The following is a 12,048-nucleotide window of genomic DNA, read 5'->3' on the forward strand; positions in this document are numbered from 1 at the left end:
CGCGCTCAGCGCGGCTCCGCCGGAGGCGCCTCGCGCGCGCAAGGGCCGGACCGCCGCGGTCAAAACGCACGCGGCGACGGAGGGCGCGGGCGCCGGGGGCGGTAGCCGGCGCCCCCGCTATTTTCCATGTAACTTCTTGCTCGCCTAATGCGTTTAAAAGGATAGGATCAAGGAACAACTACAGAGGTGCCTCTTGATACGTCATGACAGGGCACTGGCCATAGGGGAGGAACCAGGATGTACAGCAAGAAAGGCGCGGTAACCGCAACGATTGCTCTATTGCTAGCGGCAGTCGTATTTGCGGGCTGCGGGAATCAAGCGGCAAACGCACCGCAGACGCCAGTTCAGAACGGTACAAACGCAGCCGGCTCAAATAATGTTTCGGAGAATGGCGCCGTGAACGATGGAGGCGCTAAGGATGATCAGGCGCCGGAAGGGAATAATGCGGCCAACGGCAGCAATGCCGAAACCGGGAATTCCGCCAATCAAGCTCCGGACCCTGCCGATTCGGATAAGGGCAGCGGAGGGGACAAAGCTGCGATGACCGACTCTGAGAGCGTGGCTGTGTTAATTAACAAACAGTTTGCTCTGCCAGACGACTACGAACCAAAGGATCTGATTTATCCAGACGTTCGATTCACGTTTAAAGACAAAATTGAGAAACGTATGATGCGCAAAGAGGCTGCGGCAGCGCTTGAGGAGTTGTTCGAAGGAGCCGAGAAAGACGGCGTCTATTTGGCAGGCGTGTCGGCGTACCGCTCGCATCGTACACAAACGGCGCTGTTTAACCGTTATGTGGAGAAGGACGGCGAGGAACTGGCTAAGACTTACAGCGCGGTGCCGGGCCATAGCGAACATGAGACAGGACTGGCAATCGACGTTTCGGGCAGCGACGGCAAATGCGCGGCGGAAAGTTGCTTCGGCGACACGAAGGAAGCGGCTTGGCTGGCGGACCATGCAACCGAATACGGCTTTATCATTCGTTATCCGGAAGGTAAGGAAGACATTACCGGCTATAAATATGAGCCATGGCACCTACGCTATGTAGGGAAAGAGATCGCAGCTGACATCGGAGAACGGGACATCACGTTGGAAGAGTACTATGATGCCGTACCGGTTTCGGGTCAGTAACTTCTTACACCACCCGGGCCGTGAGCTATGAAGGAAAAGACGCCTGAAGGCGTCTTTTTTGATTTTACGGTCAGCCGAATTCACCCGACTCAAATTAACAGTTGACAGATGATAATGATTATCAGTATCTTTAAGATGATGAAATTTAAATGAACTTACGATGAAGCCGTTATTCAGTTGGACACGGAAAGGAAGAGTGCCATGGTCTCCTTAAAAACTTCGCATCTGGACATTGCTTATGAGGATCGTCTGATTGTCGAAGACTTAAATATTTCGATTCCCGAGGGGAAAATCACGGCGTTGGTCGGAGCGAACGGCTCCGGTAAATCGACGGTCTTGAAAACGATGGCTCGGATCCTTCAGCCGAAGTCCGGCAGTGTGCTGCTGAACGGTAAGTCAATCCATAAGCAGTCGACGCGGGAAGTGGCCAAACAAATGGCCATACTTCCGCAAAATCCAACCGCCCCGGAGGGGCTGACGGTCTATGAGCTCGTTTCTTACGGGCGTTTTCCGCATCAAAAAGGGTTCGGCGGTCTGAAGTCCGAGGACCGGAAGATCGTGGATTGGGCGATCGAAGCAACCCGTATGGGCGAATTCAGCGACCGCGCCCTGGAGCAGTTGTCCGGCGGTCAACGTCAGCGGGCCTGGATTGCAATGGCGCTGGCGCAGGAAACGGATATCCTGTTCCTTGACGAGCCGACAACATTCCTGGATATGGCTCACCAATTGGAAGTGCTGCAGTTGCTAGAGGAGCTGAACGATACTTCGAATCGGACGATCGTGATGGTCGTCCATGATTTGAACCATGCCGCCCGATATGCCCATTACATGATCGCAATTAAACAAGGCCAGGCAGTTGCTACCGGTACACCGGAAGAGGTTGTGACCTCACCAGTGCTGCGCGATGTATTCGGTATCGAGGCGGATATCGTCACCGATCCGCGGAGCGGTGTGCCGCTTTGTCTCCCTTATGAGCTGTATAAGGCTGCATCTGAAGGCAAAGTCCGCAAAGGCAAAAACGATGGACCGGAAGAGGCTTCACCTAAAGTGGTCTCGTTCCTATAGCGGAGGAAGCTAAAATGCGCTTAGATTATCAGCTGCTGGAGCAGCAATTGGGAATCGTCACGCAGAACCGAACGGACGCGCTGTTCACGATGCCTGCAGCAAAGCTGTTGGATCGTGGACAGCTAGTTTCTTTTTTGGAACTGTATCAGGAGAAGATCAAGGGACTTGACCTTCAGGTATCGGCTACTTATTTCGCTACGAGCTGGCGGGTCGTGTGTGCGGCGCTGCAGTACATGGTATCCGTAACGGCGAGCAGGATCCAAATTTCGCTGGAAAATCTAACGATTCAACTCGTGATGGTTAACGGGTTCCCTTGGGTTTATTTTGTGCTGAACGATCAGGCGGAGCAACCGTGGCCAGCGGGGGATCGTACGTCCTGGCAGAGAGGCGAACTCTGCCGTTTTTACGGGGAGGTGCTGCGCCCTGTAATGGAGAGAATCGCTGCGGTCTCAGGGTTGCCGGTAGCTCAATTATGGGGGCAGTTGCCGCTTGGCGTTCAATTCTACGTTCGCTCCCTGGCGGATCGTCTTGAGGATGACATATTGCGTTCTCGGCTCCTGGAAGATTACGAGCTTGTGAAGCAACTGTCAGCAGAGGAGTTTGGTCTGAAGCGCAATCCCTATCTCGTCAAAGAAGTGTTGCTTGATGACCCCTATCGGCCGGGTGAGAAATCGCCGATGAAGCCAACCTGCTGTCTGGCTTACCGGACGGAGACGGACCATGGCTACTGCTACGGATGTCCTAAACTCTCCAAGTCGGAGCGGGAGGCTAAATACGCCGAAATACGAAAACAACTTACCTCAGTCCAAGCACAGTAACTCACCCGTAATGACATTACATTTACATATGATCATCGCGGATATGATTAGCAAGCAAGCACCTGGCAGACCTGAAGACCATTCAGGAGGTTCCGACCAGGTGCTTTGTTTTATCCAAAAATCGATCTCCTCAACCTTCCAGCTTATCAACCCCCAAATAGGGAAACCTATAATTTAAATTGTGAAATTTTTAAAAAGTATCTTTTACCTCTTGCAATGTGAAAAATGTCACACTATAATAAGGGACATGAGGTGAAATATTTCACAAGTAAATGGATTTATAAGTGATGAATTTCACAAATATTGAGTTGATTATGACAAAATACAAAACGAGCAGTGAATTTGGAGGGGGAAGAAGTCATGAAAGTAGCAGTTATCGGATGTACCCATGCAGGCACGGCAGCGATCGTCAATACAGCCAAACTTTACCCGGACGCGGAAATTACCGTATATGAACGGAACGACAACATTTCTTTTCTGTCGTGCGGCATTGCGTTATATGTCGGAGGGATGGTTCAGGATCCGCAGGGATTGTTCTACTCGTCGCCACAGCAATTGGCCGAACTTGGTGTAAATACGAAAATGCTTCACGAGGTAGTGTCGGTCGATACGGACGCTAAAACACTTCAAGCTCGCAACCTGGAGACCGGTGAGGTGTTCGAAGATACGTTCGACAAGCTGATCGTAACGACCGGGTCGTGGCCGATTGTTCCGAAGTTCGAAGGAAGCGACTTAGAGAATATCGTGCTTTCGAAAAATTTCAACCATTCCAACACGATCATTGAAAAAGCGCAGCAAGCCAACCATATTGTGGTGGTCGGGGCCGGATACATCGGCGTTGAACTTGTTGAAGCGTTCCAGTTGAACGGCAAGCAAGTGACGCTGATTGATGCGGAGGATCGCATTTTGAGCAAATACCTGGATCCGGAATACACGGATAAGATCGAACAATCGCTTAGCGAGCATGGGATTGAGTTGGCCTTAGGCCAAAAGGTTACGCGCTTTGAAGGGGAGAACGGCAAAGTAGCTAAGGTGATCACCGACAAAGGCGCGTACGCCGCCGATCTCGTGATTATGTGCATCGGATTCCGTCCAAACACGGAGCTGTTAAAGGGGCAAGTCGACATGCTGGGCAATGGTGCAATCATCGTAGACGAATACATGCGCACCAGCAAGCCGGACGTATATGCGGCGGGAGACAGCTGTGCGGTATTTTATAATCCGACCGGCAAGCATGCGTATATCCCGTTGGCCACGAACGCCGTTCGCATGGGTACGCTGGTGGCTCGAAACCTGGTAACGCCAACCGTGAAGTATATGGGCACTCAGGGCACCTCGGGGATTAAAATCTACGAAGATAATATCGCGGGGACCGGGTTGACGGTAACAGCGGCGAAGGATGCCGGTCTGGAGGCCGAAGCGGTAATGATTACCGATAACTACCGGCCGGAATTCATGCCGACCCACGAACCGGTTATGCTGAAGGTGGTTTACGAGAAGAACACCCGCCGGATCCTCGGGGCGCAAATCATGTCGAAAGTGGACCTGACCCAGTCGATGAATACGATCTCGGTGTGCATCCAAAACGGCATGAAAATGGAAGAACTCGCCTTCGTCGACTTCTTCTTCCAGCCGCATTACAACAAACCTTGGAATTTCCTGAACAGCGCGGGCTTGGGGGCGCTGCCGGAAGTCCCGAAGCGGGAAATCGCTCACGTTTAAGCTAGTAACCTAGATTCTCCATTTGATGATCAACTAAGCCGATCCAAAGAGGGCATACGCCTTCTAGGACCGGCTTTTTTATATGGTGGATAACAAGCCGACTGAGATGAATGACAAAAAATAAAAATTGATACTTGATATCTGAAATATGTTTGTCATATAATCAAGTCATCAAAAAGAGGAGATGATAAAAATGAAGAAGGAATCGATGAAGCAAGTTGTTCTCGTCACGGGTGCTTCCACGGGAATCGGAAATTTGACTGCCCGTTCCTTAGCCGATGCGGGCCACACGGTTTATGCCAGCATGCGGAATATCGGGGGAAGAAATGCCGGTCATGCCGAGGAGTTGCTGGAGTATGGGCGAAGCAACGGGCTAGATCTTCGAGGCGTGGAACTCGATGTTCAATCCGAAGCTTCCGCTGAAGCTGCGGTCGCTACGATTCTCAGGGAGGCGGGCAAGCTTGATGTCGTCGTGCATAACGCGGGTCATTTAGTCGTCGGTTACGTAGAAGCGTTTACCCCAAAGGATATCGAACATCTCTTTGACGTGAACGCGATCGGCATCCAACGGGTAAATCGTGCTGTACTTCCGCATATGCGCGAGCGTCGGTCGGGAACCTTGGTTTATGTCGGCAGCACCACTTCGGTGGTCGTTCCACCCTTCATGGGACCTTATGTAGCTTCCAAGTTCGCCGCGGACGCCATTGCCCAGGTGACTGCTTACGAGGTAGGGCAGTTCGGTATCGAGACCACGATCGTCATGCCGGGTCCGTTTACCCAGGGGACCGACCACTTCCCGAATGCCAGCCGCGCGAGCGATGTTGAGCGGAGCTCGGGTTATGCCGCGTTGGATCCGCTGGTAAAGCGCAACGAGGAAGCGACTTCAGGGCTGTTCACGCCGGGAGTGGATGCGCATCCTAAAGCGGTAGGCGAAGAAATCGCCCGCATTCTTGCTTTGCCGGAAGGCACTCGTCCGTTCCGAAGCGTGGTCGATTTCACCAATGCGGGCGTCGAGGAAGTCAATGAAGCGGCTCGTCGGGCGCAGGAGAATTTCATGAACCGTCTGGGCTTTGGCGAGCTGCTGCACATCAAAACTGCGCAGAGCGCTCAGAATTAATTGATAACAATACGATATAGGAGGAATTTAAAATGATGGATCAATTATTGAATGGGAAAGTCGCATTGGTTACGGGAGCATCAAGAGGCATGGGCCGGAATATTGCGGAGCAATTGGCCCGCAGCGGGGCGAAGGTGGTCGTCAACTATGCCACCCGCCTCGATCAAGCGGAGGAAGTCGTTAAAGGCATTCAAGCTGAGGGAGGGGAGGCCGTCGCCATACAAGCCGATGTCAGCAAGTTGCCGGACTTGGAGAAGCTGTTTCAGGAGACGTCGGATATCTTTGGTCGATTGGATATTTTGGTCAATAACGCTGGAATTATGATTACGAAACCGCTCCAAGACATCACGGAAGAGGACTTTGATCGTCAGTACGCCATCAACGTGAAGGGTACCTTTTTCGCCACCCAGCAAGCTATGAAGCATATGAGCGAGGGGGGACGCATCATTAACTTCTCCACATCCGTAACGGGGCAAATGTTTCCGGCTTACAGCTCTTATACGGCAACCAAGGGCGCAGTGGAGCAATTGACGCGCCAATTGGCTAAGGAGCTTGGACCGAAGGGCATTACGATTAACGCGGTTGGTCCGGGACCCGTGAATACGGAGCTGTTTACGGCCGGGAAAACACCGGAGCAAATCAAAAACGTCGGAAGCATGAACGCTTTCGGGAGATTGGCTGAACCGGAGGACATAACGAACGTGGTCATGTTCTTGGCAAGTTCGGAATCCGGGTGGGTTACAGGACAAACGATTCGCGTCAATGGCGGCTTCATCTGATTTTGGCGAATCACAATTGACAGAATCGTATCATTGTCACTTTAGAACCATTTTGATATAGTAGGAAAAAACGGGGAGGAGGAGGAATGAAATGAGCAACGAGCTGCCTTTAAGCAAAGAACAGATTTTGGACACCGCAGAGCAGGTGCTAAGGCGCTTCGGACCGGATAAAACCTCCGTGCTGGATGTCGCGCGTGCGCTGCAGGTCAGCCACGGTACGTTGTATCGGCATTTCTCCAGCAAAGCCTCGCTTCGCGAAGCTGTGACAGATCGTTGGCTGACGCGAAGCATCGCCGAACCCCTTGCAGACATTGCGAACGGTACGGACGGGAGCTACTCCGTACGATTACGTTTATGGCTGCAAACGCTGATCGGCTGCAAGCGAACCTATGCCAGCGACGATCCCGAGATGTTTGCCATGTATGCGGCCGTTACCGAGTCAGCCGCTGAAATCATCGAAGCCCACCTGGACCATTTGATCGGGCAAATTACCACGATTATCGAAGGAGGCATCCGTGCGGGAGAATTCAAAGCGCTGGAGCCGCGGGAAACAGCTAGGGCGATCTTCTTGGCGTTCCTGCATTTTCACCATCCCGCACATTTTCGCCAATGGACGAATGAGCGGATCGATGCGGATTTCGATGCCGTATGGCGGCTGCTCTTGGGCGGCATCACCAGCGTACCATCGCACTAGTAATCAGCGCAGATTTAAGGGACCCTTTCCGATTTGATCGGAAGGGTCTTTCTTATTATTGCATGATCACAGCTGTTCCTTTAGATGTGTGAAATATTTCACCATATGAAAACGTTATCGTGATCTTTGTTACTTATCCAAGATTAATCGGCACGCTACAATAGACACGGATCTACTTATAAAGGAGACTAGAACATGGCTTACTATAAACCTGCGCAAATTGCTGACGTAACCGTAGAAAATGGCATCAAAAAAGCGCATAATCCTTTGTTGACCGTACTTATTCTCGGATTTTTGGGCGGGGCGTTTATAGCGCTCGGTTTTTTGCTCGATATTCGCGTCATCAGCAGTGCTCCGGCAGAGTGGGGTAGTTTCGCAACCTTCATCGGCGCGGCGGTATTCCCTATCGGATTAATTCTCGTACTTTTGGCCGGTGGGGAGCTTTTGACCGGCAACATGATGGCTGTGCCGCTAGCACGGATGGCGGGGCGAATTTCCACAGGGGAAATGTTCAAGAACCTCGTCCTCATTACCTTAAGCAATTTTGTGGGTGCTTTATTCGTCGCATACTTTTTTGGACATGTGGTTGGCTTGACGGCCAGCGGACCTTATCTCGATAAACTGGTTGATATGGCCGGCCACAAGCTGGATGATAGCTTCCTGCAAGCATTTGTGTCTGGCATAGGCTGCAACTGGCTGGTTGCGTTGGCGGTATGGCTCTCTTACGGCGCAGACAACATGAGCGGCAAAATACTCGGAATCTGGTTTCCGACAATGGCCTTCGTGGCCATCGGCTTCCAGCACGTGGTCGCCAACATGTTCCTGATTCCGGCGGCTATTTTTGAGGGCTATTTCTCCTGGGGCGAATATTTGAAGAACTTTGTGCCCGTATGGCTGGGCAACTTGACCGGCGGCGCCATCTTCGTGGGAGCGGCATATTGGGCTGCCTATTTGAAGGAAAAAGGGCAAACGGCTGCTCCGGCTGCCGAGCATGCAACAACAACTCCGTCCGCGACGGTAGGCAAAACCAAATAACGAGAATAAGCAATCAACAGGCTTTATTAACTGCTTCTCCATTTGGAGGAGCAGTTTTTTTGCTAAAGGGGAGAGTATTAGATCACGGAGGGTGGTATCCGGGCCAGTACATGTTGTTTCGGCCCTTTGCACGATTATCCCGTTGGATCAGTAGGCAAAGAAATTGGATCAGATAATCTTGGTGGAGTAAATAGATCGTAAGGAAGCAGATCCATAGAGCAGCAATAGGTATAGAAACGAATAGGTAGAGCAGCAATAGTAAAGAAACAAGTAGATAGAACAGCGGACGGATAATGAAACTTATGGGTAAAGAAGTTCCGCGTCTAAACAACTCTCAAGGTTCAAGCGTCTCAATCAGGCCGCAATCGCAAAAGGGTGTTTTGGTTGACGTGCGATCAGTTGGCAATAAGAAATTGCAGGAGTCGCCACACACATAGCTAATAATTGCTGACGCATTGCCTTCGTTGAACCAGGCAATTGCAACCTGCGGCGTACGGTGTACTCATTCAGATAAGCCTGCAGATACTTTGGTCCCAAAGCTAAATATGTACTCGTCAGCGACCTCCAAGCGTCTCTCACTACTTTTCGCAAGGGAGAATACAGTTTATAGGCTAGAGGGAACGCATGAATTGTGGATGTTTCGACATCTACATGCTCGTTGATGAAAGCGGCGAGTTCATGACGGGTTGCCCTATTCCCAGTGCCCCGTTTATGTAGTAAAAGGTGAATTTTGATCTGGTCCAGATCTCCTGACTCCGTCACCGTACAACCAGTTACGACTGCCGTAGCAAACGGATTGGGATGCTGACAACGGGACGGATTGGTCCCATATCGATCGCAGTTGACCTTTACGTCTCCGCTCAACCGTTCACGGGCATCAAATTCGCTAACGGCATGGCGTATTTTGTGCAGCATCAACCAAGCGGTTTTGTAGGTGACCCGGATCTCCTGGTGCAGCCGCATTGCGGAGATACCATCAGGAAGCAGAAACAACTCTATCGCCTGGAACCACTTCAACAAGGGCAGATGCGTTCCCTCAAAAAGGGTCCCAACCAAAGGTGACGTTTGATGCCCGCAGTTCTCACACTGAAATAAAGGAATATGCCGGGAGGTTAGGTGGCTGCACCCGGTATAAGCGCATCGAGGGCAGACAAAGCCAGTTGGCCACTTCGCAGCAACCAGTGCATCCATGCAATCTTGCTCACTCGTATAGTGTTTATTGAATAGGTGATGAATCATATCCATATTAACCTCCATATTCAAGCAACCACCCCAGTGAATGAGAATATATGTTCCTCTAATTCCATTATATGCCAAACGCATGTTCGGTGCAAGCTTAATTTTTGCGATAACACAGAATTATTGACTTTCAACCAGCTAACCCCAGGCTCTATCTGAACGAAAGGGATAATCATGAAAAGAGGCGTTCAGGGACTTCAGCATCTTCTATAGAGCCTACCCGCCCATCATACGAATGGAATTTCCCACCGGGGGTTTACGCCGGGGGCCGTTTTTCCTTACAATAGGCTACAGACAGGAGGGGTGGAACATGATCCATGAACCAAACGGGGTGTTTCCCGCGGTGTGCCCGCTGGATTGTCCCGATACGTGCAGCTTGCTGCTCCATAAAGAGAACGGAAAAATCGTTAAGGTGACCGGCAACCCCGATCACCCGATAACGCAAGGCGCGATCTGCAACAAGGTTCGCAATATGGCGGAACGGGTCTACCATCCCGAGCGGGTGCTGTACCCCTTGAAGCGGGTCGGAGCTAAAGGTGAAGGGAAGTTTGAACGCATCACCTGGGAGGAAGCGGTCCAGGAGATCGCTAAACGCTACAAGGGGCTGATCCTAGAGCACGGACCGGAGTCGATCCTGCCGTACAGTTTTTACGGTAACATGGGGATCCTGAGTGTCGACGGCATGGACCGGCGGTTCTTCAACCGTTTAGGCGCTACTCAGCTACAGCAAGGCATATGCAACTCCGCAGGCAACGCGGGGTGGAGATATACGATGGGGTTTGGCGGCGGGACGAGCCCGGAAGAGACGGTCAAGGCGAAGTTGATTATCGTGTGGGGCGGCAACCTCGTCAGCACGAACATGCACCAAATCACCCTGATCGAAAAAGCCCGCAAGCAAGGCGCGCAGCTTGTGGTGATCGACGTGCATCGGAACCGGACGGGACAGCGGGCGGACTGGTTTATTCCGCTCCATCCCGGCACGGACGGGGCATTGGCGCTTGGGATGATGCATGTGCTGTTCGAGCGTGACCTGGTAGATGACGCGTTCCTGGAACGCTACACGCATGGACATGCCGAGCTGCGCGAGCATGTGAAGCAGTACACGCCGGAGCGTGTGGCGGCGATCACCGGCGTACCGGCGGAGAGCATTGTGAAGCTGGCCGTCCTGTACGGCGAAACTTCGCCTGCTTACATCCATATCGGCAATGGCCTGCAGCATCACGACAACGGCGGCATGACGGTTCGCACGATCAGCTGTCTGCCGGCGCTTACCGGGCAATGGCTCGTGCCGGGCGGCGGCGCCTTCAAGTCTAACGGCGCTTACGGCAAGATGAATGCGACTGCGCTAGAACGTCCCGACTTGCGACCGAATCCGGGCGCTCGCACGGTGAGCATGAACCAGTTGGGGGATGTGCTGCTGACGTTGGATCCGCCAATCCATGCGTTGTACGTCTATTGCTCTAACCCGGCGGTGGTGGCTCCGGATACGGGCAAGGTAGAGCAGGGCCTTCTGCGGGAAGATTTGTTCACCGTCGTGCACGATCTGTTTCTGACGGACACGACGAAATACGCCGATATCGTGCTGCCGGCGACATCCTCTTTTGAAAATACGGACTTATACAGCTCTTACTGGCATCATTATATTCAACTCCAGGAGCCGGTCATCGCGCCCAGGGGGGAAAGCAAAAGCAACGTTGAAACGTTCAAGCTGCTTGCGGAGACGATGGGCTTCAAAGAAGAGGCATTCCGCGACACAGAAGAAGATATGATCCGGCAGGCGCTGGAGTTCCGGCATAATCCGTATCTCGAAGGCGTCAAGTTGGAGAAGTTAAAGGAGCAACGGGCTGTAAAGTTGAACATGGAGCCGCAGCAAACCTGGCTTGATCATCTGCCGACGTCGTCGCGGAAGATTGAGCTATACTCTGCCACGCTGGAGCGGGCCGGGCTGCCGCCATTGCCGACCTATGTACCGCTGGTGGAAGGTTATGACGGCGAGCGCCGTCCCGGCAAGGATACGCCGTATCCACTGATGTTCGTTTCGCCGCCAAACCACAGCTTCCTTAACTCGACGTTCGGCAATGTAGAGAAGCTGACGGCGCTGGAGAAAAGCCCGCTGCTGCAGATTCACCCCGAAGATGCCGCGGCGCGCGGAATTACGGACGGCGATGAAGTCACGGTGTGGAACGACCGTGGCAGCTACGACGTCAAGGCGTCCGTGACCGACAAAATGCTGCCGGGTACGGTCGTCAGCCAAGGGCTATGGTGGCAGCGGGAGGGCGGTGCGCGCACACGCGCTAATGCCTTAACTCCGGGCCGTTTGGCCGATATGGGCGGCGGGGCGGTATTTTTTTCCACCGTCGTTGATGTAAAGCGGCGATAGATGTACTTGCCTGGCCTACACTTTTAGGCGATACTATTGTAATCTGGTAGCAGGAGAGCCCTGTCGGC

General features: G+C 52.5%; 10 protein-coding genes. 9 read left to right on the top strand and 1 reads right to left on the bottom strand.

The window, feature by feature from the left end; translation table 11 throughout:
* The first annotated feature begins 237 nt into the window (after positions 1–237).
* The 8 genes from IM700_RS19135 (at position 238) to IM700_RS19170 (ending at position 8,361) form a co-directional block, all read left to right on the top strand.
* On the top strand, positions 238–1,131 hold the full coding sequence (locus IM700_RS19135) for a M15 family metallopeptidase (RefSeq protein WP_193417083.1): 894 nt from the start codon (positions 238–240) through the stop codon (positions 1,129–1,131).
* A gap of 201 nt (positions 1,132–1,332) precedes the next feature.
* Positions 1,333–2,196, top strand: a complete 864-nt coding sequence (locus IM700_RS19140) for an ABC transporter ATP-binding protein (protein ID WP_155607620.1) — start codon at positions 1,333–1,335, stop codon at positions 2,194–2,196.
* 14 nt (positions 2,197–2,210) lie between these two features.
* Positions 2,211–3,014 (top strand): (2Fe-2S)-binding protein, encoded by an 804-nt coding sequence (locus IM700_RS19145; RefSeq protein WP_193417084.1) that lies wholly within the window; start codon positions 2,211–2,213, stop codon positions 3,012–3,014.
* A gap of 360 nt (positions 3,015–3,374) precedes the next feature.
* Positions 3,375–4,736: an FAD-dependent oxidoreductase gene (locus IM700_RS19150; RefSeq protein ID WP_193417085.1), complete on the top strand. Its 1,362-nt coding sequence runs from the start codon at positions 3,375–3,377 to the stop codon at positions 4,734–4,736.
* A 193-nt stretch (positions 4,737–4,929) separates the two neighbouring features.
* Positions 4,930–5,853, top strand: a complete 924-nt coding sequence (locus tag IM700_RS19155) for an SDR family NAD(P)-dependent oxidoreductase (protein WP_204801184.1) — start codon at positions 4,930–4,932, stop codon at positions 5,851–5,853.
* Positions 5,854–5,888: 35 nt separating this feature from the next.
* Positions 5,889–6,632 carry an SDR family oxidoreductase gene (locus tag IM700_RS19160; protein WP_193417152.1) on the top strand — a complete coding sequence of 248 codons (744 nt, stop codon included), beginning with the start codon at positions 5,889–5,891 and terminating at the stop codon, positions 6,630–6,632.
* 91 nt (positions 6,633–6,723) lie between these two features.
* Positions 6,724–7,326, top strand: coding sequence for a TetR/AcrR family transcriptional regulator (locus tag IM700_RS19165; protein WP_193417086.1), 603 nt, complete (start codon positions 6,724–6,726; stop codon positions 7,324–7,326).
* Positions 7,327–7,521: 195 nt separating this feature from the next.
* Positions 7,522–8,361, top strand: a complete 840-nt coding sequence (locus tag IM700_RS19170) for a formate/nitrite transporter family protein (protein WP_193417087.1) — start codon at positions 7,522–7,524, stop codon at positions 8,359–8,361.
* Positions 8,362–8,715: 354 nt separating this feature from the next.
* Here IM700_RS19170 and IM700_RS19175 read toward each other — a convergent pair whose 3' ends face one another.
* Entirely contained in the window at positions 8,716–9,606 is an 891-nt protein-coding gene (locus IM700_RS19175) for a transposase (RefSeq protein ID WP_239484069.1), read from the bottom strand.
* Positions 9,607–9,910: 304 nt separating this feature from the next.
* Between IM700_RS19175 and IM700_RS19180 the strand changes: the two genes are divergently transcribed.
* On the top strand, positions 9,911–11,980 hold the full coding sequence (locus tag IM700_RS19180) for a molybdopterin-containing oxidoreductase family protein (protein ID WP_193417089.1): 2,070 nt from the start codon (positions 9,911–9,913) through the stop codon (positions 11,978–11,980).
* The last annotated feature ends 68 nt before the right edge of the window (positions 11,981–12,048 follow it).

It is taken from the genome of Paenibacillus rhizolycopersici, assembly GCF_014947195.2.
In the GTDB taxonomy this organism is placed as follows: domain Bacteria; phylum Bacillota; class Bacilli; order Paenibacillales; family Paenibacillaceae; genus Fontibacillus; species Fontibacillus rhizolycopersici.

Excerpts from the sequence above, each read along its gene's own strand:
- IM700_RS19135 (WP_193417083.1), top strand. The coding sequence starts at position 238 with ATGTACAGCAAGAAAGGCGCGGTAACCGCAACGATTGCTCTATTGCTA.
- IM700_RS19140 (WP_155607620.1), top strand. The coding sequence starts at position 1,333 with ATGGTCTCCTTAAAAACTTCGCATCTGGACATTGCTTATGAGGATCGT.
- IM700_RS19145 (WP_193417084.1), top strand. The coding sequence starts at position 2,211 with ATGCGCTTAGATTATCAGCTGCTGGAGCAGCAATTGGGAATCGTCACG.
- IM700_RS19150 (WP_193417085.1), top strand. The coding sequence starts at position 3,375 with ATGAAAGTAGCAGTTATCGGATGTACCCATGCAGGCACGGCAGCGATC.
- IM700_RS19155 (WP_204801184.1), top strand. The coding sequence starts at position 4,930 with ATGAAGAAGGAATCGATGAAGCAAGTTGTTCTCGTCACGGGTGCTTCC.
- IM700_RS19160 (WP_193417152.1), top strand. The coding sequence starts at position 5,889 with ATGGATCAATTATTGAATGGGAAAGTCGCATTGGTTACGGGAGCATCA.
- IM700_RS19165 (WP_193417086.1), top strand. The coding sequence starts at position 6,724 with ATGAGCAACGAGCTGCCTTTAAGCAAAGAACAGATTTTGGACACCGCA.
- IM700_RS19170 (WP_193417087.1), top strand. The coding sequence starts at position 7,522 with ATGGCTTACTATAAACCTGCGCAAATTGCTGACGTAACCGTAGAAAAT.
- IM700_RS19175 (WP_239484069.1), bottom strand. The coding sequence starts at position 9,606 with ATGGATATGATTCATCACCTATTCAATAAACACTATACGAGTGAGCAA.
- IM700_RS19180 (WP_193417089.1), top strand. The coding sequence starts at position 9,911 with ATGATCCATGAACCAAACGGGGTGTTTCCCGCGGTGTGCCCGCTGGAT.